19 protein-coding genes and 1 pseudogene are annotated in these 21,807 nt (G+C 72.1%); 8 read left to right on the plus strand and 12 right to left on the minus strand.

Annotated elements, in window-relative coordinates; translation table 11 throughout:
- Window positions 1–19 precede the first annotated feature (19 nt).
- On the minus strand, window positions 20–883 hold the full coding sequence (locus ACFVQ0_RS01555; RefSeq protein ID WP_390083457.1) for an ABC transporter permease: 864 nt from the start codon (window positions 881–883) through the stop codon (window positions 20–22).
- The gene (locus ACFVQ0_RS01560) at window positions 873–1,688 is read right to left on the minus strand and encodes an ABC transporter ATP-binding protein (protein ID WP_390083459.1); all 816 of its coding nucleotides are present in this window, start codon (window positions 1,686–1,688) and stop codon (window positions 873–875) included. Before ACFVQ0_RS01560 ends, ACFVQ0_RS01555 begins: the two co-directional genes overlap by 11 nt.
- A gap of 233 nt (window positions 1,689–1,921) precedes the next feature.
- Here ACFVQ0_RS01560 and ACFVQ0_RS01565 point away from each other — a divergent pair, with 233 nt between their 5' ends.
- The 3 genes from ACFVQ0_RS01565 to ACFVQ0_RS01575 all read left to right on the plus strand — a co-directional run bounded on the left by ACFVQ0_RS01565 (window position 1,922) and on the right by ACFVQ0_RS01575 (window position 4,709).
- A complete protein-coding gene (locus ACFVQ0_RS01565) occupies window positions 1,922–3,520 on the plus strand; it encodes an ATP-binding protein (RefSeq protein WP_390083461.1) in 1,599 nt (532 codons plus the stop codon).
- Window positions 3,517–4,215, plus strand: a complete 699-nt coding sequence (locus ACFVQ0_RS01570) for a response regulator (protein WP_311301627.1) — start codon at window positions 3,517–3,519, stop codon at window positions 4,213–4,215. The genes ACFVQ0_RS01565 and ACFVQ0_RS01570 overlap by 4 nt, the downstream gene beginning before the upstream one ends.
- Before the next feature lie 131 nt (window positions 4,216–4,346).
- Window positions 4,347–4,709 carry a DUF779 domain-containing protein gene (locus tag ACFVQ0_RS01575; protein ID WP_390083463.1) on the plus strand — a complete coding sequence of 121 codons (363 nt, stop codon included), beginning with the start codon at window positions 4,347–4,349 and terminating at the stop codon, window positions 4,707–4,709.
- Window positions 4,710–4,737: 28 nt separating this feature from the next.
- On the opposite strand, the gene ACFVQ0_RS01580 is transcribed toward ACFVQ0_RS01575, so the two are convergent.
- Window positions 4,738–6,336 carry a hypothetical protein gene (locus ACFVQ0_RS01580; RefSeq protein WP_390083465.1) on the minus strand — a complete coding sequence of 533 codons (1,599 nt, stop codon included), beginning with the start codon at window positions 6,334–6,336 and terminating at the stop codon, window positions 4,738–4,740.
- Between the two features lie 96 nt (window positions 6,337–6,432).
- Window positions 6,433–7,215 (minus strand): hypothetical protein, encoded by a 783-nt coding sequence (locus ACFVQ0_RS01585; protein WP_390083467.1) that lies wholly within the window; start codon window positions 7,213–7,215, stop codon window positions 6,433–6,435.
- Window positions 7,216–7,475: 260 nt separating this feature from the next.
- Here ACFVQ0_RS01585 and ACFVQ0_RS01590 point away from each other — a divergent pair, with 260 nt between their 5' ends.
- The gene (locus ACFVQ0_RS01590; protein ID WP_390083469.1) at window positions 7,476–8,246 is read left to right on the plus strand and encodes an SDR family NAD(P)-dependent oxidoreductase; all 771 of its coding nucleotides are present in this window, start codon (window positions 7,476–7,478) and stop codon (window positions 8,244–8,246) included.
- Between the two features lie 26 nt (window positions 8,247–8,272).
- A pseudogene (locus ACFVQ0_RS01595) lies at window positions 8,273–8,614 on the plus strand (MerR family transcriptional regulator); the annotation flags it as partial.
- Window positions 8,615–8,662: 48 nt separating this feature from the next.
- Here the strand turns inward: ACFVQ0_RS01595 and ACFVQ0_RS01600 are convergent.
- The 5 genes from ACFVQ0_RS01600 to ACFVQ0_RS01620 all read right to left on the minus strand — a co-directional run bounded on the left by ACFVQ0_RS01600 (window position 8,663) and on the right by ACFVQ0_RS01620 (window position 15,212).
- Window positions 8,663–8,857 carry a hypothetical protein gene (locus tag ACFVQ0_RS01600; RefSeq protein WP_024489726.1) on the minus strand — a complete coding sequence of 65 codons (195 nt, stop codon included), beginning with the start codon at window positions 8,855–8,857 and terminating at the stop codon, window positions 8,663–8,665.
- Window positions 8,858–9,028: 171 nt separating this feature from the next.
- The gene (locus ACFVQ0_RS01605; RefSeq protein WP_390083471.1) at window positions 9,029–10,183 is read right to left on the minus strand and encodes an acyl-CoA dehydrogenase family protein; all 1,155 of its coding nucleotides are present in this window, start codon (window positions 10,181–10,183) and stop codon (window positions 9,029–9,031) included.
- Entirely contained in the window at window positions 10,180–11,367 is a 1,188-nt protein-coding gene (locus tag ACFVQ0_RS01610) for an acyl-CoA dehydrogenase family protein (RefSeq protein WP_390083473.1), read from the minus strand. Before ACFVQ0_RS01610 ends, ACFVQ0_RS01605 begins: the two co-directional genes overlap by 4 nt.
- Window positions 11,364–12,332, minus strand: a complete 969-nt coding sequence (locus ACFVQ0_RS01615) for an NADPH:quinone oxidoreductase family protein (protein ID WP_390083475.1) — start codon at window positions 12,330–12,332, stop codon at window positions 11,364–11,366. The genes ACFVQ0_RS01610 and ACFVQ0_RS01615 overlap by 4 nt, the downstream gene beginning before the upstream one ends.
- Before the next feature lie 201 nt (window positions 12,333–12,533).
- Window positions 12,534–15,212: a beta-N-acetylglucosaminidase domain-containing protein gene (locus ACFVQ0_RS01620; protein WP_390083476.1), complete on the minus strand. Its 2,679-nt coding sequence runs from the start codon at window positions 15,210–15,212 to the stop codon at window positions 12,534–12,536.
- Between the two features lie 145 nt (window positions 15,213–15,357).
- Between ACFVQ0_RS01620 and ACFVQ0_RS01625 the strand changes: the two genes are divergently transcribed.
- Window positions 15,358–16,371, plus strand: a complete 1,014-nt coding sequence (locus tag ACFVQ0_RS01625; protein ID WP_390083478.1) for an SDR family oxidoreductase — start codon at window positions 15,358–15,360, stop codon at window positions 16,369–16,371.
- Window position 16,372: 1 nt separating this feature from the next.
- Here the strand turns inward: ACFVQ0_RS01625 and ACFVQ0_RS01630 are convergent, their stop codons facing one another.
- Together ACFVQ0_RS01630 and ACFVQ0_RS01635 are read right to left on the minus strand one after the other, a co-directional pair.
- Entirely contained in the window at window positions 16,373–17,212 is an 840-nt protein-coding gene (locus ACFVQ0_RS01630; protein ID WP_390083480.1) for an enoyl-CoA hydratase/isomerase family protein, read from the minus strand.
- Window positions 17,213–17,302: 90 nt separating this feature from the next.
- Complete coding sequence (locus tag ACFVQ0_RS01635) at window positions 17,303–18,034, minus strand: PIG-L deacetylase family protein (protein ID WP_390083482.1); 732 nt, start codon at window positions 18,032–18,034, stop codon at window positions 17,303–17,305.
- Window positions 18,035–18,161: 127 nt separating this feature from the next.
- Here ACFVQ0_RS01635 and argG point away from each other — a divergent pair, with 127 nt between their 5' ends.
- Window positions 18,162–19,613, plus strand: a complete 1,452-nt coding sequence (argG, locus tag ACFVQ0_RS01640; RefSeq protein WP_390083484.1) for an argininosuccinate synthase — start codon at window positions 18,162–18,164, stop codon at window positions 19,611–19,613.
- Between the two features lie 131 nt (window positions 19,614–19,744).
- Complete coding sequence (locus ACFVQ0_RS01645) at window positions 19,745–20,317, plus strand: rhodanese-like domain-containing protein (protein WP_390083486.1); 573 nt, start codon at window positions 19,745–19,747, stop codon at window positions 20,315–20,317.
- 90 nt (window positions 20,318–20,407) lie between these two features.
- On the opposite strand, the gene ACFVQ0_RS01650 is transcribed toward ACFVQ0_RS01645, so the two are convergent.
- Window positions 20,408–21,703, minus strand: coding sequence for an alpha/beta fold hydrolase (locus ACFVQ0_RS01650; RefSeq protein WP_390083488.1), 1,296 nt, complete (start codon window positions 21,701–21,703; stop codon window positions 20,408–20,410).
- Between the last annotated feature and the right edge of the window lie 104 nt (window positions 21,704–21,807).

A 21,807-nucleotide genomic window follows, 5' to 3' on the forward strand; every position in this document is an offset into this window, starting at 1 on the left:
GGGCAGGGGGAGGGCGCGGTCAGCGCGCGGTGTCGGCGTCGGCCGGTTTCCAGCGGAAGAGCTTCTTCTCCAGGAAGGTGAGCAGCCCCTCGGCGAGGAGGGCGACGACGGCGAGGATGGCCATGGCGGCGTAGACGCCCGCCGCGTTGAAGGTGCCCTGCGAGGCGGCGACCAGCAGCCCGAGGCCCTTGGTGGCGCCGATGTACTCACCGACGATGGCGCCGATCAGCGCGAAGCCGAAGCTGACGTGGAGGCTGGTGAAGATCCACGAGGTGGCCGAAGGAATGACCACCTGGAGAGTGACCTGCCGGTTGCTGGCGCCGAGGATGCGGGAGTTGGCGACGAGGTTGCGGTCCACCTCCCTGGCGCCCTGGAAGGCGTTGAAGAAGACCGGGAAGAACACCAGGACGACCGCGGAGGCGACCTTGGAGGCGGGTCCGAGGCCGAACCAGATCAGGAAGATCGGGGCGAGCACGATGCGAGGCAGGGCGTTGAGCACCTTGATGTACGGGCCGAGGACATCGGCGGCGAAGCGGACCCGGCCGAGCGCGATACCGAACAGCACTCCGGCGATCACGCCGATGACCCAGCCGAGCAGCGCCTCGTAGAGGGTGTACCAGATCTGTTCCCACAGGGAGCCCTGGGCGGTTCCGTCGGTCACCCAGGTCCGGATCTGTTCCCAGATCTTCGACGGCATGGAGAAGTTGAACGGGTCGATGACGGCCGTCCTGGCCAGCCACTCCCACAGCCCGACGACCGCGACGAGCACGGCGATCCGGCTGGCCAGCACCAGCATCCTGCGGTTGCGGGCGGCCCGCGCCCTGGCCTCGGTCCGGCCGGTCGGGCTCGCGGCGGCGTCCTTGGTGACGGTCTCAGGCAGCATCGGCCGCACCCCTCTCGCGGGTGATGCGGACCTCTTCGCCGAGCGAGGACCAGATCTCGCGGTAGATCTCCAGGAACCGGGGCTCCAGCCGCACCTGTTCGACCTTGCGCGGACGCGGCAGTCCGATCTCGAAGACCTCCTTCACGGTGGCCGGTCCGGCCGTCATCACGACCACCTTGTCGGCGAGCGCGATGGACTCCTCCAGGTCGTGCGTGACGAAGACGACGGAGGCTCCGGTGCCGCCCCACAGCTCCAGCAGTTCGTCGGACATCAGGGCCCTGGTCTGCACGTCGAGGGCCGAGAACGGCTCGTCCATCAGCAGGATCTCCGGGTCGTTGACGAACGTCGCCGCGAGTGCGACCCGCTTGCGCTGGCCCCCGGAGAGTTGGTGCGGATAGCGGTCCTCGAAGGAGGACAGGCCGACCCTGTCGAGCCAGGCCCGTGCGCGTTCCCTGGCCTCCGCCTTCGGCACGCCCCGGAATCGGGGCCCCGCCATGACGTTGGACAGGACGGTGCGCCAGGGGAAGACCGCGTCCTGCTGGAAGACGAAGCCGACCTTGTCACCGATGCCGCGCACCGGTTCGCCGGAGACCAGTACCTCCCCCTCCGTGGGCTCCTCAAGGCCGCTGATCAGGGTCAGGGTGGTCGACTTGCCGCAGCCGGTGGGGCCGACGACCGCGACGAACTCCCCCCTGCCGATCGTCAGGTCCAGATCCCGTACGGCGGTGTGGAGCGCCCCCGAGGGAGTCCGGAACGCTTTGCTCGCCCCCCGCAGCTCGATGGCGGGGCTCAGTTCGCTCTTCATGGGCCGGGACGCTAGGGGCGGTCCGGCGGCGGCGGGAGTCTTGCGCTCACAACCGTGGGTTCTGCCCGTTACCCGGGGTTCTGCTCATTGTGCTCACTCCCGTACAACGAAGCGGAGACGAGGGCTAGGCAGCGCGGTCGGCGCCGTTTACCTTGCGTTTACACCGAGCGTGATCGGCGTACCGGATTCGAGGACCGTTGGAGAGCGGCCGCGGGAGAGCAGAGGACACGGACATGCGGATTCACTGGCCCCGCCGTGTCTTTGCCCAGGTTCTGGTCACCCAGGTGGCGATCACGACGGGGGTGGTCATGCTCGTCACCGGGCTCTTCCTCGCCCCGCTCAGCCATGAGCTGGACGACCAGGCGATGCGCCGGGCCCTGTCCATCGCCCAGACGACCGCCGCCGAACCCGGCCTGGTGGACCAGCTGCTCAGCACCCGGCCCGATCCGTCCGGGCCCGTACAGGCGGAGGCGGAGCGGATCCGGCGGGCCACCGGGGCGCTGTACATCGTGGTGATGGACACCCGGGGTGTGCGGTGGTCGCACACCGAGACCGCGCGGATCAGCGAACGCGTCTCGACCGATCCGAGCACGGCGCTGGCCGGCCGCGAGATCATGCAGATCGACATCGGCACCCTGGGGCGCTCGGCGCGCGCGAAGGTTCCGCTGCGCGACCGGACCGGCACCGTGGTCGGGGCCGTCTCGGTGGGCATCGCGTACAAGAGCGTCCGGCAGGGGCTGCTCTCCACCATTCCGGTGCTCCTTCAGTACGCGGGAGCCGCACTGGCCGCGGGGGTGCTGGCGGCGCTCGTCGTCTCCCGCCGACTCCAGCGCGACACCCACGGTCTGGCCTTCGCGGACATCTCCTCGCTGCTGGACGAGCGGGAGGCGATGCTGCACAGCATCCGGGAGGCGGTGCTCGCCCTTGACGCGCGCGGGCGCATCCGGCTGCTCAACGACGAGGCGCAACGGCTGCTGGAGCTGACCCCGGACGCCGTCGGCCGGACGCTGGGCGACGTGCTGCCGCCGGGGCGCACGACGGAGGTGCTGGCGGGCCGGGTCGACGGCGCGAATCTGCTCACCGTCTGCCGGGGGCGGGTGCTGATCGCGAACCGGATGCCGACCGGCGACGGCGGCGCCGTCGTGACGCTGCGCGACCGCACCGAGCTGGAACTGCTGGGCCGCGAACTGGACTCCACGCACGGGCTGCTCGACGCGCTCCGGGCCCAGGACCACGAGCACGCCAACCGGCTGCACACCCTGCTGGGTCTGCTGGAGCTGGGCAGGCACGAGGCGGCGGTGGAGTTCGTCACCGAGGTCTCCGACGGGCACCGGGCCTCGGCCGAGCAGGTCGCGGAGCGGGTGAACGATCCGCTGCTCTCCGCTCTGCTGGTCGGCAAGTCCGCGGTGGCCGCGGAGCGCGGCGCGTCCTTGCTGGTCTCCCCCGCGACCCGGCTGCCCGATGTGGTGGTGGATCCGCGCGATCTGGTGACCGTACTGGGCAATCTCATCGACAACGCCCTGGACGCCGCCACGCTGGTCGAGGTGGAGCTGTTCGCCGAGGGCACCACGGCGGTCCTGCGGGTCAGTGACAACGGGCCGGGGGTGCCCGTCGCGATGCGGGAGCAGATCTTCACCGAGGGCTGGTCCACCAAGGAGTCCCCGGCCCACCGGGAGCGGGGGCTCGGACTGGCGCTGGTGCGCCGCCTGGCCGAGCGTTACGGCGGCGCGGCCCGGGTCACGGCCAGGGCCGGTGGCGGCGCCGTCTTCACCGTCGTCCTGCCGGAGGCGCTCGCCGTCCGGCAGCGAGCCGAAGTGGGAGGGGCGCAGTGATCGACGTTCTGGTGGTGGACGACGACTTCCGGGTGGCGGAGATCAACGCGGCGTACGTGGCGAAGGTGCCGGGGTTCCGGGTCGTCTCCCGTGCTCACACGGCCGCGCAGGCGCTGTCCGTCCTGGAGCGCGAGCATGTCGATCTGATCCTGCTCGATCACTACCTGCCGGACCGGACGGGGCTGACCCTGGTGCGCCAGCTGCATCAGATCGGCCATCCGGCCGACGTGATCATGGTGACGGCGGCCCGCGATGTGGTGACCGTGCGGACCGCGATGCGGTACGGCGCCCTGCAGTACCTGGTCAAGCCGTTCAGCTTCGGCGGTCTGCGCTCGAAGCTGGAGAGCTACGCGACGCTGCGCCGCACCCTGGAGGGTGTGGAGAGCCGCCGCGGGGAAGCCGGTCAGGAGCAGGTCGACCAGATCTTCGGGGCGCTGCGCACACCGGAGTCCGTCGCCGCGGCCGGGCTCCCCAAGGGGCACTCGGCGCCGACCGCCGACGTGATCCGCCAGGTCCTGTCGGCGGCCGGCGAGCCGCTGTCCGCGCACGAGGTCGCCGCGCGAGCCGGTCTGAGCCGCTCGACCGCCCAGCGCTACCTCAAGTACCTGGAGGGCTCGGGCCGGATCAGCCTCACGCTGAAGTACGGGGACACCGGCCGCCCGGAACACCGCTACGCCTGGGCGGCGGTGGGCTGAGTGGCCGCTTCCCGGTCCGCGCAACCCCGCTGCAACGTCCGGCCGGGTTGCATGGAGGCCATGCGCGTACCGCGATCCGCGCGGTGCCCGGAGGGAGGCCGATCCGTGAACCGATGCGAGAGGGTGCGGCCATGAGCGCCGAGGACGCGCCGCCGGTGGAGCTCACGCCGGCGGCCGCCGATCTGCTGCGGCGGCTGCGCGGGCTGCACGGACCGTTGATGTTCCATCAGTCGGGCGGCTGCTGCGACGGCAGCGCGCCGATGTGTTACCAGGACGGTGAGTTCCGTACCGGCGGCTCCGACGTACTGCTCGCCTCTCTTGAGGTCGACGGGGTGGCGGAGCGCATTCCGTTCTGGATGTCGCGGAGCCAGTCGCAGGTGTGGGCGCACACCCGGCTGATCGTGGATGTGGTGGAGGGCCGGGGCAGCGGCTTCTCGCTGGAGGCCCCGGAGGGGGTGCGGTTCCTGATCCGGTCGCGGCTGGTGGGCGGCTGACCGGGAACCGGGCACCCCCTGCGGGGATTCAGCCGGCGTCGCGCACCGCCACGATGCCGTTGAACACACCGACGTACGCGGTGCCGTCCGGACCGATCGTGACGGGCGCCCAGTTGTTGTCGTAGGAGGGGCCCGTGCCGGTGAGCTTGGTCCAACGACGCTGTCCGGTGCGGAAGTCGACCGCGGTGAGGTACCAGGCGTCGATGCCGAGGCTGTTGGGCTGCTTCTCGTAGAAGTAGAGCAGACCGTTCGCGGTGGACAGTTTGGGCACGGTGGAGGGCGAGCGGACGTCGCTCTCCCACACCGTGTCGCAGCCGCTGCCGTCGGGCCGTACGTCGATGCGGGCGGCTCCGCCGACGACGCTGCGGCCGAGCAGCAGCGAGGTGAGGTTCTCGTAGCCGTAGTTGTTTTCGACGACGAGGCTGTTGCCCCAGCTGATCATGGAGTTGTCGGTGGTGGAGGCTCCGGAGCCGAAGACCGGGACCTCGCAGACGAGGCGTTGGCCGTCGGGCACGCCGAGGCCGCGCCGGTAGACGAGGACATTCATCCGGTCGTCGGCGTTGTCGGTGATGGCCACGTAGTCGTCGCCGTCACCGAACAGGTCCGGGGTGGTGCCCGAACCCTGGTTCACGGAGCCGGGTTTGGTGCCGGTCCCCCGGTCGTAGGTCTGCCGCCACTGGACCGTGGGCGTGCCGTCGGCCGAGGCGGCGAAGCTGTAGAGGGCGTGGTCCGTGACGATTGATACGCCGTCCTCCGCTACGGAGAACGAGTTCTGGATCTCCTCCCCCGCGAGCTGTACGGAGCGGATCGCGGAGGTCCGCGGGTCGACGGTGCCGACCCTGCCGAGCCGGGTCACCCACCAGATGCGGCCCTGCCAGTCGGGCATGACGGAGGTGACGGGATCGCACGTTCCGCCGGGGTAGAGGTTGGTCCAGCTGACGCAGTCGTGCGGCACCTGTCCGGTGAGGTCCCAGTCGTCGTCGACGACGAAGCGCCAACTGCCGTCGGGGGCCTGTTCGTGGGCGATGCGCCGGATGTGCTGGCGGGAGTCGGCGAGGACCACCCGGTCCTGGTCGTCGAGGTAGAAATAGGCGCCGCCCGAGGTGTCCTTGAAGATCTTCGAGAAGTCGAGCCGGGTGATGGCCTCGACGGTCGAGGACCGCTGCGGCAGCGCGTACTCGGCGAGGGTGTCGAGCGTGCGCGGGTCGAGCAGTTTGAGCAGGAACCCGGTGAACGTGCCGCACACCGTGATCAGCCGGCCCGCCGCGTCGAAGGTGGCGGTGGCGCACTCGCCGCCGAGCGGGGCGATCTGTTCGCTGCTGACCCGGGGATCGCGGCCGAGCGGCCCCGAGTACGGGTGGGTGCCGCTGCCCGCCGCATCGGCGTGCATGCCGCTGCGGCCGTTCGGGGCGAGGAAGGGGTGCTGCGGCGGAGCCTGCCCGGGTACGGGCGAAGCCGTGGCGGGCGCGCCCTTGTAGTCGCTCACCAGGCGGTGTCCGGGTGCGCGGGGGATCTCACCCGCCGCGGCCGGTGAGCCCGCGACCATGAGCGCGATGACGCAGAGGGCAAGGGTAAGGGCCGGCGCACGGGCCGGCCCACTTCTGGACAACGGGAACAGCGGGGACATCGGACTCCTCGGTCGGGACGGGGGTCGCGCCGCCGCCCGACGCTAGGCCGAGGCCCTTGAGGTGTCCATGGAGATGCGCCGTGTTTCATCGACGCTTCACGGCCGTGCAATGTTGCCGGATCCCCCGCCGCCCCCGCGCTGTCCGCCCGCTCCGCGCCGCGCGCCGGTCCTGCGGTCGAGCAGCTCGCGCCGGATCTCGGCGGCCGTGCTCCTGGCCCGCTCCGAGGTCGCCCTGCGGTCGGCCTGGGCGGGCACGAACCGGTGCGCCCCCACGCCGCACCGAGGGCACGCGGTGTCGGTGTGGATCAGCCGGCCGTCCTCGCACCGCGGGTCCTCGCAGAAGGACGGGCCGAGCAGGTGCCGGGCGATCTCCAGGGGCGGCCAGCGGCGCCCGCCGTCCTCGTCCTTCTCCTGGAGGGTGTGGGCCCAGCGCGCGTTCCACCGGCGCTCCACCCGGTCCAGGAGCTGGTCCGGGCTGCGCCGGCCGAGCTCCCGGTGGATCATCTCGATGAGTTCGGCCGGATAGCAGGGACCGAACTCCCTCATCAGCGGCTGCGGAAGCACGTGCAGGAGGTAGCCGACCGGGTCGGCGCCCGGCCGCTGCCACTTCCGGCACTGGCAGTCCCCGTCCGTGGTCAGCGGGGTGCGGCAGCGGTTGCAGAGACCCCGGCAGTCGCCGCACAGTCCGTGGTCGAGCCCGTCCAGGTGCGGGGCGGGCGCCCGGCCGCACTCCCGGCAGCAGGAGGCGCACAGTCCGCAGAGCCGTTCGAAGCCGACGACCGTCGCCCAGGGCCGCTGCTGGCAACGGCAGCAGCGGCTGCTGCGGCAGTGTTCGTGGTGCACGGCGCCCGGTTCGCGTCCGAGTGGGGGCAATGACATGGCTGCGTTCTCCGGGTCCCGGCTCGGTGCGGCGCCCGGCAGCCGTTGCCGTGCCGGACGGGGATACGGTACGCGCTGCCGCGCACCCCACCGGACCGTTTCATACCCGAATGCCCTGGGCCCGCGAACAGCCGCACAAGGTAAGCAACCGACTGAAACATCAATGTTGCTGTACGCATGGGTCTGTACGGGACCGTACATGAGCGTTTCCGTGCCACCGCTTGACCTTGCCATTGGCGGCAGGGTTGAACGATTGCCGCATGAACAGCAGCTCAGCACCTTCCGCATCCTCCGTCGACCGGGTCGTCGCCATCACCGGAGCCGGGACCGGCATCGGCCGCGCCACCGCCCACGCCTTCGCCGCCGAGGGGGCCACCGTGCTCGTCATCGGGCGGCGCCCCGGCCCCCTGGAGGAGACCGCCGCCGGGCACGACCGCGTCGTGCCGCTGGTGGCCGACATCACCGGCCCCGGCGAGCCCGAGCGGATCGTCCGTACCGCGCAGGAGACGTACGGGCGGCTCGATGTACTGGTCAACAACGCCGCCGTGGTCCGCAGCGCCGCGCTCGACGCCGTGACCCCCGAGATCATCGAGCCGCAGATCGCCACCAACCTGGTCGCGCCCCTCCTGCTCTCCCGGGCCGCGCTGCCGCTGCTGGAGGCCTCCGGCGGCGTCATAGTGAACATCAGCACGTCGATCGGGCAGCGGGGTTGGCCGGGCGGCTCCGTCTACGCGGCGACCAAGGTGGCCATGGAGCTGTTCACCCGCACCTGGGCGGTCGAGCTCGCACCGCGCGGCATCCGCGTCGTCGCGGTCGCGCCCGGCGCGATCGGCACCCCGATCGGCAAGCACCAGGGGCTGACGCCCGAGCAGTTGGCGGCGCTGCGGGAATGGCAGCTGGCCCACACACCGATGCGCCGGCGCGGCACTCCGGAGGAAGTGGCGCGCTCGATCACGTATCTCGCCTCCCCCGACGCCTCGTTCATCACCGGTGCGGTTCTCCCGGTGGACGGCGGTGCGGTGGTCGCGTGATAAGAGTGAACGGGGAGGTGGTGGGCGTGCTGATCGGCGAACTGGCCACGGTCACCGGGGCGACCGCGCGTGCGCTGCGCCACTACGAGCAGGCCGGGCTGATCACGTCGCGGCGGGCCGCCAACGGATACCGCGTGTACGAGGCGCGCACGGTCGTCCGGGTCCGGAACATCCGCCACCTGCTGGCCGCCGGGCTCACGCTGGACGACGTGCGGGCGTTCCTGCCCTGCCTGGACGGCGATGTCGCCGCCTCCCCGCCCTCCCCGCGGGGGCTGCGGATCGCCCGCGAGCGGCTCGCGGTCCTCGAAGCGCGGATCGCCGCCCAGACCGAGGCGCGGGACCGGCTGGCCGAGGCGCTCGGGGCGCTGTCCGGCGGCCCGGCCCGGCCGGGCGGAGCCACCGGACCGGCGGCGGGGTCAGGGCCTGATGCTGCTCACGACATCGGCGGTGGCCGTGAGGCCCTCCTGAATGGTGGGCGCCATGCTCGTCCCCGCGAGGAAGAACCCCAGCAGTCCGCAGACCAGCGCGTGTGAGATCTTCAGTCCGCCGTTGCGGAGGAAGATCACCGCAAGGATCAGCAGAAGCAGCACCAGTGAGATCGAAATGGCCATGGCCAACCTCCTCCGCCGCGCCTGAATTGCGGCATTCGGCGGCCAGTTTGGCGTAGCGGAGGAGCCATCCGGCGCACTGGCGTGTCCGCCAAACGGGTACGGCTGGGCGGCCACGGGCAGGGCCCCGGCGGCCCCCGGCCGGCCGGTCCCGCCGGGGGCCGCCCAGGGGTGTCAGGGCGCGGGCAGCTCCATCAGTTCCGCGACGGTCCCCCGGTGGCCGCCCGCCGTGCCGTACGCGATCGAGTCGGCCTTGGCGCGCTTCAGATACAGGTGCGCCGGGTGCTCCCAGGTCATCCCGATACCGCCGTGCAGCTGGACGCATTCCTCCGCCGCGTGGACGGCGACCTTGGAGCAGTACGCCTGCGCGACGGCCACCGCCAGCGGCGCGTCGGGGCTGCCGGTGGCCAGCGCGTCCGCGGCGTTGCGCGCCGCCGCCCGCGCCGAGACGACCTCCAGCCAGAGCTGTGCCATGCGGTGCTTGAGCGACTGGAACGAGCCGACGGGGCGGTTGAACTGGTGGCGCTCACGGGTGTACCCGACCGTCTCGGTCAGGCACCACTCGGCGATCCCGAGCTGCTCGGAGGCGAGGAGCCCGGCTCCGGAGAGCAGTCCCGCGCGCACCGCTTCCCGGGCGGCCCCGGTGTCCGCGAGGCGGGTTCCGGTGGCGCCGCTCAGGGTGACGGTCGCGAGCGGGCGGGTCAGGTCGAGCGCGACGAGCGGCTCGACGGCGACGCCCGGAGCGTCCGCGTCGACCGCGTACAGGCCGTCGGCGGTGGGCACCAGCAGGACGTCGGCGGCGGCCGCGTCCGCGATCGGGCCGAGCGTGCCGTCGAGGGCGGCGAGCGGGGTGCCGGTGTCCGGCGCGGCGTTCCCCGGCGCGGCGGAGAACGGTACGGCGAGCACGGCTGTCCTGCGGCCCGTGGCCAGGTCGGTCAGCAGCGCGGCCACCGGCCCGTCCTGGCCGCCGAGCGCGAGCAGTGTCCGGGTGGCGACGACGGAGCTGGTCAGGTACGGCACCGGGGCGACCCTGCGGCCGAGTTCCTCCATGACCACGGCGGCCTCGCGGTGCCCGGCCCCCTGACCGCCGAGCTTCTCCGGCACCAGGAGTCCGGCGGCGCCGATGCCGGTGGCGAGCGCCTTCCACAGCTCCGGGTCGTACGGCGTGGCGGACTCGGTGCGGGCGATCACGCCCGGCGCGTCGCACCGGGCGTCCAGGAGTGAGCGGACGGCGGCGCGCAGATCCTCCTCGGCCTCCGAGTACAGCAGGTCGGGCGCCTGGGTCTCTTCCGTGCTCGCTTCGGTGCTGTCTTCGGTCCGTGCGGTCATCGGGACAGGTCCTTCCAGGCGACGTCCTTGTCGTTGCGCGGCTCTGCGGGCAGGCCGAGCACGCGTTCGGCGACGATGTTGAGCAGTACCTCGCTCGTGCCGCCCTCGATGGAGTTGCCCTTCGAGCGGAGGTAGCGGTACCCGGCGTCGCGTCCGGTGAAGTCGACGAGCTCCGGGCGGCGCATCGTCCAGTCGCTGTACAACAGCCCTTCGTCGCCGAGGAGTTCGACTTCGAGTCCGCTGATCTCCTGGTTGAGCCGGGCGAAGGCGAGTTTCATCCCGGAGCCCTCGGGGCCCGGCTGTCCGGCGACGAGCTGCTGGCGCAGACGTTCACCCGCCAGCCGGGCGACCTCCGCCTCCACCCAGAGGGTCAGTAGGCGCTGGTGCAGATCGTGGGTGCGCAGCTCGGGGCGTTCGCGCCAGGTCGCGGCGACGGGTCCGATCATGCCGCCCTCGCGCGGGATGCGCGCTCCGCCGATGGAGACACGCTCGTTCATGAGCGTCGTCTGCGCGACCTTCCAGCCCTCACCGACCGGGCCGAGCCGGTGGCTGTCGGGGATGCGGACCCCGGTGAGGAAGACCTCGTTGAACTCGGCCTCGCCGGTGATCTGCCGCAGCGGCCGGACCTCGACACCCGGGTCGGTCATATCGCAGACGAAGTAGCTGATGCCGCGGTGCTTGGGCACGTCGGGATCGGTACGGGCGATGAGGATCGCCCAGCGGGCCAGGTGGGCGCTGGACGTCCAGACCTTCTGCCCGTCGACCACCCAGTCCTCCCCGTCGCGGACGGCGCGGGTGGAGAGGGCGGCCAGGTCGGAGCCGGCGCCGGGTTCGCTGAAGAGCTGGCACCACACCTCCTCGCCGACCCACAGCGGGCGCAGGAAGCGCCGCTTCTGCTCGTCGGTGCCGAAGCCGAGGACGGTGGGGGCGGCCATGCCGAGGCCGATACCGATGCGGCGCGGATCGTTGTCCGGGGCGCCGGCGGCGGCGAGTTCGGCGTCGACGACGGTCTGGAGGGAGCGAGGTGCGTCCAGGCCGCCGAGTCCGGCCGGGTAGTGCACCCAGGCGAGTCCGGCGTCGAAGCGTGCCTTGAGGAAGTCGGTGCGGTCCGTGGTGGCCGGAGGGTGGGCGGCGAGCAGTTCGCGGGTGCGGCGGCGCAGTCCGGCGGCGTCGGGCGCGGTCATCGGGCGGCTCCCGACGGGAGGACGACGATGCGGCCGGTGCTGGTGCCGTCGGCGACACGCTGGACGGCGGCCGCCGCCCCGTCCATCGCGACACGCTCGCTGATCAGGGGTTTGATGACGCCCTCCGAGGCGAGCCGGGTCAGTTCCCGGTGGCAGTCGCGGACCGCCTGCGGGTCCTTCGTGTTGTACAGGCCCCAGTGGAGGCCGAGGACCGAATAGTTCTTCACGAGCGCGTGGTTGAGCCCCGGGGTGGGGATCACGCCGCTGGCGAAGCCGACGACGACGATCCGTCCCTCGAAGGCGACGCACTTCACGGACTTGGCGTACGCGTCGCCGCCGACCGGGTCGTAGACGACGTCGGCACCGCGTCCGGCGGTCGCGTCCTTGACGGCGGCGACGATGTCATCGGTGCGCCGGTCGATGACCAGGTCGCATCCGAGCGCGGTGGCGGTCTTCGCCTTCTCGGGTCCGCCGACGACGCCGATGACGGTGGCCCCGGCGGCCTTGCCGAGCTGGACGGCGGCGCTGCCGACCCCGCCCGCGGCGGCGTGCACGAGCAGGGTCTCCCCCGCCTTCAGGTGCGCCCGGCGGTGCAGCCCGAACCAGCCGGTCTGGTAGCCGATGTGCAGCGCGGCGGCTTCGGCGTCGTCCAGCGCCTCGGGGGCGGGCAGCAGGGCCGCCTCGTCCGCGACGACGTACTGGGCGAAGCCGCCGTGTGGCAGCGCGGGGGTGGCGAGCACCCGGCGCCCGTCCTCTGTCCTGCCGCAGATCTCCACGCCGGGCGTGAACGGCAGCGGGGGCCTGACCTGGTACTGGCCCCGGCAGAGCAGCGCGTCGGGGAAGTTGATGTTCGCCGCGAGCACCTCGACGAGCACCTGCCCGTCGCCGGGCGTGGGCCGGTCCGTCTCTTCCAGCCGCATCACCTCGCTCGGCTCGCCGTTCCGGTGCACTCGCCATGCCTGCATGAGGGGCCTCCACAACACTGTCGGCATTACCACTGCTCCGGCGCATACTAAGCGGTCGCTTGCCCCTCTGGGAACAACCAGCGGGTGACCGTTTCGGCCGGGGCCCGAAGGACCGTCCGCGCGGGATCGGCCGTGACACGGCTGTGCGCCCGGCCCCGCCCGCGGTGCTGCGGGGGCGCCGGGCGCACTTCGGGCGGGCCGCTACCTGCCCGCCACCACCTCCGCGATCCGCGGCGCCTCCGCGCCCTTGCGCCAGGTCAGCCGCACCGCGTCGGCGGTCCGGCCGTGCGCGTCGATGCGGGTGTACGCACCGCCGAGCCTGCCGACGGTCTCCCAGTCGCCGTCCGCGTTCCGCAGCTGGATGTCCGCCGCGCCCTTGGCGCCGGCCGGCCGCAGGACCGTGACCGAGCCGACCGCACGCGCGCTGCCGAGCCCCACCTCAAGGGACTCGCCGGCCTGCGGGGCCCGTGCGGCGCGGTAGACCGTGCCGGGGTCCCCGTCGGCCGCCGAGTCCATGGCGGAGCCGGTGGCGGCGGGCGGGTTGCCGGTGACCGCGCCGTCCGTGGTCGCGACGTGGAACTCACGGACGACGACCCAGCTGGTCTGGGCCGCGGTCGCCCGCGCCCGTACATAACGGGCCTTCGTACCGGCGGGCGCGGTCACGGCGACGTCCGGCTTCCCGGAGAAGGCGGTGAGCGACTGCCAGCTCTTGCCGTCGGCCGAGTACTCCAGCACCCCGTCGTGCAGGTAGTCGTCGGCGCTGCCGGGCTTGCCCATGGCGAGCGTGATGTCGCCGATGTCCCTGGACTCGCCCAGGTCGACGGTGAGCTGATCGTCCACGGCGGGCGCCCCGTCGCTCCAGAAGTACGTGGAGTCGTCACCGTCGAGCATCCGGGCCGCGGTGTTGCTCTGGTACGTGCCGAGGCTCGTCGAGGCGCTGGGCCGGCCGCTCACGCCGAGGATCCGGTCGTACTCCGCGGTGGCCGCGTCGACGAACCCGTCCAGCACCCCGTCACCGACGTGGACGGGCACCTTGCCGCCGCCGAGGCCGGTGTACACGAAGGACTTGGCGTGCTCGACCTGCGCGGGCAACTGCTGCCGGAGGTCCCAGGCCTGTGCGCCGTTCCCGGCACGGGCCGCCTCCACCATGCGCAGGGCGGTACGGGACGCGGTCGCCCAGGACTCGGTGGCGTCCAGCCAGGGACCGGAGTCCTCGACGAAACCCCGGTCCGGAAGTGCCGCGCGCAGCCGGGCGGGGGCCGCGCCGAGGTTTCCGAGCACGGTGGTGAGCCGCTTCGCGTCGCCGGACTTCCAGAAGCGCGCGACCTCCGCCGCGAGTTCCGGCGCCTTGTCGGTGTTGAGCGCGGAGCTGTAGTTGACGTCGGCGAAGGCGCGCAGCGCCTGCTCGGTGCGGGTGTCGCCTCCCGCGTACTCCTTGAGCCCCTTGCCCCACGAGGTGCGCGGGTCGTAGGCGGCGTCGTTCCAGGAGTAGTCCGCGACGGTGTACAGCGAGAGCTTCGAGGCGTACGGCTGGATCATCGGGTTGGCGGTGATGCCCGCGAGCCTGCCCGGGAGCCCCTTCTCGCGTCCGTTGAACGGGCCGAGGAGCAGCCGGTCGGTCGCGTAGTCGTTCACCGGGTAGTTGTCCCAGGTCAGGATCGGGTGCCCGAACACCTTCCGGGCGGTGTCGGCCTGAGCGACCGTCATGGTCGGCGCGACGACTCCGACGCCGGTCCACTCGACGAGCACATCCGGGTCGAGCTGCTCGGAGAGGGCCGTCTTGTAGGCCGATTCGCTGATGTTGTAGTACTCGGTGGGGACCATCTGGAGCGGCTGCGCACCGGGGTGGGTGGCGATGAACTCCTTGTTGACCCGGTTCAGCAGGTACGCCTGCGCGGCCCCCGCCGCACCGCCGCCTGTCCCCCACTTCTCCTTGTCCGCGTCGCAGTTCCAGTCGGTGTAGCTGATGTCGTCCAGCGGCACCGCGAACGTCCGTACGCCGATGTCCCAGATCGTCTGGAACTTGTCGACGAGGGCCTTGACGTCGGCGTCCGAGCTGTAACAGACCGACAGTCCGGGAGAGAGCGCGTAGGTGAACTCGACGTGCCGCCGGCCCGCCCGGTCGGCGAGCTCCTTGATCTGGGCCAGCTGGTCGGCCGGGTAGGCGTCGCGCCATTTCTCTCGGAGGTAGGCGTCGTCCTTGGGCGAGTACACGTAGATGTTCATCTTGTGCTCGCCGTAGTAGTCCAGCTGGTCGAGCCGGGCCTTCTGCGACCAGGGGGTGCCGTAGAACCCCTCGATGACGCCGCGCAGCGCGGTGCCCGGCCAGTCGCGCACCGCGAGTCCGCCGACCCTGGCGCCCGGCCCCCGCTGGTGCGGCAGGATCTGGCGCAGGCTCTGTGCGGCGTAGTACGTGCCGGTGGCGTCCTTGCCCGCGAGGACGATGCGGTCCGCGCCGATACCGAGGACGTAGCCGTCGGCGGGCAGCCCGTCGGTGCCTTCGAGCTTCTGGGCGGCGAGCGCGCCCGCGTCACCGACGTGGACGGTGAGCCCGCTCGCGGAGGCCCGGGGGCTCCGGACGACGTGCTGCGCACCGGCCCGTTTCAGGGCGGTCTCGACCACGGCGAGCGAGGACTCGTCGGCCGTGCCGCCGGCCACCACGGTGACGGTGGGAGTGATGGTGACGCGGTCGGACCGGCTCTTCACCGACTGCGGGGTCGGGGTGATCGTGGGGGTCCCCGGGCTGTCCTGGGCCTTCGTCGGAGTGTCGGTTGCGGTGGGGCCGGCTGCCTGTGCGGACGGCCCGGCGGCCAGCAGGCCGCCGACGAGCAGGGCCGCCGCTGCGGCCGTGGCGGTGAGACGGGGTGGGCGAGGCGTCACAGATCCTCCATTGATCACTCAAGTCATCAGAGTCGCGCAACACAACTGGACTGAATTCAACATCCTGGCGCTTACATGTCAATGGTCTGGACAACATCACTGCGTGGACCTGGAGTTTTGCCTTCGGACGCGGTACTTATGCGCCATGACAGAGCCCATGCACACCCCCGGATTCGCCGCTCCTCCCCCACTGGGCGCCAGCGCGTTACCACCCGGCACCTACGACGGCGTCGTGGTGCTGGTGACCGGCGGCGGCTCGGGACTCGGCAAGGCGATCGCCGCCGAATTCGCCCGGCTCGGCGCGGATCTGGTGCTGGTCGGCCGGAACGCGGAACGGCTGGCCGCCGCCCGCGACGAGCTGGCCCCCCTGACCGGCGGCCGGGTCATGACCGTACCGGCCGACATCCGCGACCCCGACCGGATCGCGGCGGTGTTCGACGCGGCCGAGGCCCGGCTGGGGCTGCCGGAGGTACTGATCAACAACGCGGCCGCCAACTTCCCCTCCCCCGCAGAGGACTTGTCGCCCAATGCCTGGCGGGCGGTCCTCGACATCACGCTGACCGGCACCTGGTTCATGACCCGCGAGTTCGGGCGGCGCCACCTCGCGGCCGGCACGCCGGGCTCGATCGTCAGCGTCGGCGCCTCGTACGCCTGGACCGGCGGCCCCGGCTACGCCCACTCGGCCGCCGCCAAGGCCGGGGTCAAGAACCTGGTCGAGACGCTGGCCGTGGAGTGGGGTCCGTACGGAATCCGGATCAACGGCCTGGTGCCGGGGCTGATGCCGCACGAGGACATGACCACCGACATCCGCGCCCACCTGAACCGGGCGGGCGAAGCGGACCCCGAACACAGGGAACACAGAGAGCACAGCGGAAACAACCAGCACAACGAACCCGACGGGCCGGACGCGCCCCACGTGACCGGTCCGCGCGACGAGCACGACGCGCGGCAGCCCGCTCTACGGGTCGGCCTGCCCCGGGAACTGGGCTGGGCGGCGACGTTCCTGGCCTCGCCGTACGCCGGTTTCGTCTCCGGCCACTCGCTCGTGGTCGACGGGGCGAACTGGCAGCGCCGCTCCCTGGTCGCCCCGCCCGTGGTACCGGTACGCGAGCAGCTGGGCCGTGGCCCGTTCGCCCCGCGCGGCCCCGGCGGGCGGTGAATCAGCCTCCCTCGAAGTGCGGCGGCCGGCGGGCCGCCTTGGCCGCATAGCCCTCCGCGCAGTCCTGCGAGGTGAGGGTGTGGGCGGCCGCCAGCGCGGTCCGGTCGAGCGCGGCGGCCATCCCGGCGTCCGCGAAGGCGTCGACCGAGCGCTTGATGTGCCGGACGGCCAGAGGGGCGTTGGCCGCCACGGCGTCGGCCGCGGACCGCGCGGCGTCCTCCAGCTCACCGGGCGGCGTGACCTTCTGGAGCAGCCCGATCCGCTCGGCCGTGGCCGCGTCGATCCGGTCTCCGGTGAGCGCGAGGTACTTCGCCCAGCCCGCCCCGGCCTCGCGGGCGATCCGCATGTCGCCGCCCGCGTCGACGGCGACCCCGATACCGGCCTCCGGGAGCGCGAACACGGCGTCCTCCGCGGCGATCCGGATATCGGCCATGAGCGCCAGCTCGAACCCGAAGCCCAGGCAGTAGCCCTGGACAGCGGCGACCACCGGCTGCGGGAGCCCGGCGAACGCGGCGAAGCGTTCGTGCACCCAGCGGATGCCCTCGTAGTAGTTCTGGGTGCGCTCGGCGGGGGAACGCCCGGTGATGTCGCCACCGGGCGCGGTGACGTCGATCCCGGCACAGAAGGCCCGGCCCTCGCCGCGCAGCAGAACGGCGCGAACCGAGCCGTCGAACCTGATCCGGTCCGCCATGATGCCGAGCTGCCTGCTGGACTCCCAGCTCCAGCCGTTGAGCCGGTCGGGCCGGCAGAGGGTCAGCACACCCACGCCGTCCTCGATCCGGAGCGTGATCCGCTCCTCGCCCTGCGGAATACCGTGATCGAGGATGTCGAGCACTGCCATCCCTCCCGCCCTCAACTGACGCACCGTCAGAAAGCTTTGTGCGGCACAGGGTACGGCGGCACGGCCGGGCGCGGCCAGGGGGCGTCCGGCTCAGCGCGCGAACAGCTCGAACGTCACGGCGGGCCGGCCGCCGAACCGCTCGCCCGACGCCTCCGCGTTGCCGGCCAGGAAGGTGCGGCAGTACTCCTCCGGGTCCTGGTCGGTGAGCACCTCGATGTACGTGCGGTGGGCCAGCAGCGAGCGCACGGAGCGTTCGAGTCCGGCCGTCACGTCGACGGCGTGCGTCGGTGTGGCCGATCCGGCGACGGCCACCCAGCGCACCCCGTCCCAGGGTTCGAGCCCCTGCTCGACCAGTTCCGGGAAGATCCAGCGATTGCCCGCGTCGCCCGCCGCGTCCAGGGCCGCCCGGCCGACCGCGCGGTGGTCGGGGGTGTTCCAGGCGACGCCGCCCCAGGTGTCGCGGTGGTTGAGGGTGACGATCAGCTCGGGCCGGTGGCGGCGGATGGCCGCCGCGATGTCGCGGCGCAGCTCCACGCCGTACTCGATCACCCCGTCGCGATGGTCCAGGAACTCCACCCGGGAGACCCCGACGACCGCCGCGCTCGCGCGCTGCTCCCGTTCGCGCAGCGGTGCGCACTCCTCCGGTTCGAGGGTGTCGATGCCGGCCTCGCCCCGGGTGGCCAGCAGATAGCCGACCTCGCGTCCTTCGTCGGTCCACACGGCGACGGCCGCCGCGCAGCCGTACTCCAGGTCGTCGGGGTGCGCCACGACGGCGAGCGCGCGCCGCCAGTCCACGGGCATGGATTCCAGCTGCTCGGTCATACCGGCAGGCTAAGGGCTGTCCCGCGATCACAGACGGATCGGCACAGGGACCCGCCGACGCACCCCGGCGACGCGTCCACGAACACCCGACTTTGCATGATCATGCGTAATAGCGCATACTCTTCCTATGTCTAAGGTTCTTACCTCCCTGCCGGCCGGCGAGCGCGTCGGCATCGCCTTCTCCGGTGGTCTCGACACCTCCGTCGCGGTCGCCTGGATGCGCGACAAGGGTGCCGTCCCGTGCACCTACACCGCCGATATCGGCCAGTACGACGAGCCCGACATCGCGTCGGTGCCCGGCCGCGCGTCGGCCTACGGCGCCGAGATCGCGCGTCTGGTCGACTGCCGTGCGGCGCTGGTCGAGGAGGGCCTGGCGGCACTCACGTGCGGCGCGTTCCACATCCGCTCGGGCGGGCGTGCCTACTTCAACACCACGCCGCTCGGCCGCGCCGTCACCGGCACCCTGCTGGTGCGGGCGATGCTTGAGGACAACGTACAGATCTGGGGCGACGGCTCCACGTTCAAGGGCAACGACATCGAGCGGTTCTACCGCTACGGTCTGCTCGCCAACCCGCACCTGCGGATCTACAAGCCCTGGCTCGACGCGGACTTCGTCCATGAGCTGGGCGGCCGCAAGGAGATGTCGGAGTGGCTGCTCGCCCACGGCCTCCCCTACCGCGACAGCACCGAGAAGGCGTACTCCACCGACGCCAACATCTGGGGCGCCACCCACGAGGCCAAGACCCTGGAGCACCTCGACACGGGCGTGGAGACCGTCGACCCGATCATGGGTGTGCGGTTCTGGGACCCGGCGGTCGAGATCGCCACGGAGGACGTCACGATCGGCTTCGACCAGGGCCGCCCGGTGACGATCAACGGCAAGGAGTTCGCCTCCGCCGTCGACCTGGTGATGGAGGCGAACGCCATCGGCGGCCGCCACGGCATGGGCATGTCCGACCAGATCGAGAACCGGGTCATCGAGGCCAAGAGCCGAGGCATCTACGAGGCGCCGGCCCTGGCCCTGCTGCACGCCGCCTACGAGCGGCTGGTCAACGCGATCCACAACGAGGACACCGTCGCGCAGTACCACAACGAGGGCCGGCGCCTGGGCCGTCTCATGTACGAGGGCCGCTGGCTCGACCCGCAGGCGCTGATGATCCGCGAGTCCCTCCAGCGCTGGGTCGGCGCGGCGGTCACCGGAGAGGTGACGCTGCGGCTGCGGCGCGGCGAGGACTACTCGATCATGAACACCTCCGGTCCGGCGTTCAGCTACCACCCGGACAAGCTGTCCATGGAGCGCACCGACAACTCCGCGTTCGGCCCGGTGGACCGGATCGGCCAGCTCACCATGCGCAACCTCGACATCGCCGACTCCCGCGCCAAGCTGGAGCAGTACGCCGATCTCGGCATCGTCGGCAACACGCACGCCAAGCTGATCGGCGCCGCCCAGGCGGCTTCGACCGGCCTGATCGGCGCGATGCCGCAGGGCGGCGCCGAGGTCATCGCCTCCCGCGACAGCGCCGAGGGCGACGACGACCAGATGCTCGACCGCGCCGCCATGGAGTTCGGCACCGACTGACCGGAGCCCGTACGAATCCGCCCGGACTTCGTTCACCACGGCTTCGGATACCCCGACGGGTACCCTGGCCCGTCCGGGGCAGTAGAGAACGAGAACCCGCCCCGCTCGGTGAACGAAAGGAAACACCGCTCGTGACCAGCCCCGTATCGCTCTCCCCAGCCCAGGCCGCGGCCCGCCTCACGGAGTTCACCGTCATCGATGTGCGGGGTCCCGGCGAGTACGCCTCCGGGCACGTTCCCGGCGCCCTGAACATCCCGCTCGACCGCCTCTCCGAGGCCGTCCCCGCGCTCAAGTCCGCCTCCGCACGCGGCGCACTGCTCGTCGTCTGCGCCTCCGGGGTCCGCTCCACCCGGGCCTGCGACATCCTCTCGGCCGCCGACATCGACGCCGCCACGCTGACCGGCGGCACCTCCGCCTGGGAGGGCGAGGGCCGCGACCTGGACCGCCCCGCCGGCTCCCGGTCCGGCTGGCCGATGGAGCGGCAGGTGCGGCTCGCCGCCGGTTCGCTGGTGGTGGCCGGTCTGCTGGCGGGGGTCAGGTATCCGGCCGCGCGGTGGCTGTCCGCCGGTATCGGCGCCGGTCTCGTGTACTCCGCGGTGACCGACACGTGCGGCATGGCGGCGGTCCTGTCCCGCCTCCCGTACAACCGTGACCCTCGGGCGGCGGCGAGCCTGGACGCGACGCTGGACGCCCTCCAGGGCTGACCCGCCCGGCCCGGTCGCGGGCCGGGCTCCGTGGCGGGCCGGCGGTTGTCGCCGCCGTACACCATCCCGGTCTCAGGCCACGTCCCCGTCTCAGACCTCGTCGCGGACCAGGGCGAGCAGCCGGTCCAGGACCTTCGGGCCGCCCGCGCGCAATCCGTCGTGCTCGTACTCGTCGGTCACCCAGGTGCGCAGCCCTCGGATCGAGGCGGCGGTACGCAGCGCGTGGGCCGTGTCCACGTACATGTCGTCGTGGTAGACGGCGGCGGCCACCGGTACCTCGTTGGCGGCCAGCCGCTCCGCGTCGTACAGCGGCTCCCAGTCGGCGCGGGTGGCGAGCAGTTCGGCCGTCTCGCGCAGCGGGCGCAGGGCCGGGTCCACGTCGAAGTGCCAGGGGTGGATGCTCTCGCCGGTGAACAGGACCGGGCCGTCGCCCCGGAGCGCGGCCGCCGCGTCGAACTGCGGGAACTCGGCGCGCACCCGCTCGGCCGCCCAGCCGGTGGGGCGTCCGCCCTGGCCGTAGATCGGCTCGTGCAGGAGCGCGTACAGCGGGTGCCCGGCGAGCGAGCAGGCCGTGCGCACGGCCTCCTGGAAGGCGTCCGAGAGCTCGGTGCCGTGAGGGGTACGGACGAAGGCGTTCTCCAGCAGGTAGTGGAGCTGGTGGCTGCCGCTGCCGCCGCCGAGCATGATGCCGAGGGACTGGAACCCCTCGGGCGTCAGCCGGTGTCCGGCGCTCTCGGGCTGGTGCTCCGCGAGGTGAGCGGTGATCTCGCGGGCGCGCTCGACGTCCTGCGGGTAGCGGGCGTAGTGCGCGGCGTTCTTCCGCTCGATCCTCGGGTACGCGGCCCGGTAGACGTCGTCCGCGTGGGCGTCGAGCGAGGGCAGACCGCCGGTGATCAGGACGGTGCTGAGCCCCTCCGGCGCGGCGGAGAGGTAGCGCACGGCGCAGAAGCCGCCGAAGGACTGGCCCAGCACCGTCCAGGGCGCGCCGCCGGTCAGCTGCGGGCGGATCAGCTCGCAGTCCCGCACGATGCTGTCGGACCGGAAGTGCGTCAGGTAGTCGGCCTGCTCGCGCGGGCCGCCGCGCAGCGGCAGCGTCTGCCGGTTGGCCGGGGTGGACAGGCCGGTGCCGCGCTGGTCCAGGAGCAGCACCCGGAACTCCCGCACCGCGCGGCCCAGCCAGGCCTCCGTGCCGGTGAAACGGCGGGCGCCGAAGCCGGGCCCGCCCTCCAGGTACAGCAGCCACGGCAGCTCCTCCGCGGCCCTGGAACCCGCCACCACCTCCCGGCCGAAGATCTCGATCTGCTCACCGCCGGGGTCGGTGTGGTCGAGCGGCACGGTGAAGTGGCGGTCGGTGAGGACGACGCCGGGCTGACGGTAGCTGTTCAAGGGTGCTCCTGAATCCGATGTTTCCCGGACAGTTCAGCACACCCGGGTGACCCGGACAGTCCCGGCCCGTGTGCGGCGGTCCCGGCCGCCTCCTAACGTGCAGT

Origin of the sequence: Streptomyces sp. NPDC057900 (genome assembly GCF_042887885.1) — a bacterium.
Taxonomy (GTDB): Bacteria; Actinomycetota; Actinomycetes; order Streptomycetales; family Streptomycetaceae; genus Streptomyces.

Bases quoted from the DNA above. Each gene is read 5' to 3' on its own strand.
- ACFVQ0_RS01605 (WP_390083471.1), bottom strand. From the start codon at position 10,183: ATGACCGCACGGACCGAAGACAGCACCGAAGCGAGCACGGAAGAGACC.
- ACFVQ0_RS01600 (WP_024489726.1), bottom strand. From the start codon at position 8,857: ATGGCCATTTCGATCTCACTGGTGCTGCTTCTGCTGATCCTTGCGGTG.
- ACFVQ0_RS01590 (WP_390083469.1), top strand. From the start codon at position 7,476: ATGAACAGCAGCTCAGCACCTTCCGCATCCTCCGTCGACCGGGTCGTC.
- ACFVQ0_RS01635 (WP_390083482.1), bottom strand. From the start codon at position 18,034: ATGACCGAGCAGCTGGAATCCATGCCCGTGGACTGGCGGCGCGCGCTC.
- argG (WP_390083484.1), top strand. From the start codon at position 18,162: ATGTCTAAGGTTCTTACCTCCCTGCCGGCCGGCGAGCGCGTCGGCATC.
- ACFVQ0_RS01630 (WP_390083480.1), bottom strand. From the start codon at position 17,212: ATGGCAGTGCTCGACATCCTCGATCACGGTATTCCGCAGGGCGAGGAG.
- ACFVQ0_RS01610 (WP_390083473.1), bottom strand. From the start codon at position 11,367: ATGACCGCGCCCGACGCCGCCGGACTGCGCCGCCGCACCCGCGAACTG.
- ACFVQ0_RS01615 (WP_390083475.1), bottom strand. From the start codon at position 12,332: ATGCAGGCATGGCGAGTGCACCGGAACGGCGAGCCGAGCGAGGTGATG.
- ACFVQ0_RS01565 (WP_390083461.1), top strand. From the start codon at position 1,922: ATGCGGATTCACTGGCCCCGCCGTGTCTTTGCCCAGGTTCTGGTCACC.
- ACFVQ0_RS01560 (WP_390083459.1), bottom strand. From the start codon at position 1,688: ATGAAGAGCGAACTGAGCCCCGCCATCGAGCTGCGGGGGGCGAGCAAA.
- ACFVQ0_RS01575 (WP_390083463.1), top strand. From the start codon at position 4,347: ATGAGCGCCGAGGACGCGCCGCCGGTGGAGCTCACGCCGGCGGCCGCC.
- ACFVQ0_RS01625 (WP_390083478.1), top strand. From the start codon at position 15,358: ATGACAGAGCCCATGCACACCCCCGGATTCGCCGCTCCTCCCCCACTG.
- ACFVQ0_RS01580 (WP_390083465.1), bottom strand. From the start codon at position 6,336: ATGTCCCCGCTGTTCCCGTTGTCCAGAAGTGGGCCGGCCCGTGCGCCG.
- ACFVQ0_RS01585 (WP_390083467.1), bottom strand. From the start codon at position 7,215: ATGTCATTGCCCCCACTCGGACGCGAACCGGGCGCCGTGCACCACGAA.
- ACFVQ0_RS01555 (WP_390083457.1), bottom strand. From the start codon at position 883: ATGCTGCCTGAGACCGTCACCAAGGACGCCGCCGCGAGCCCGACCGGC.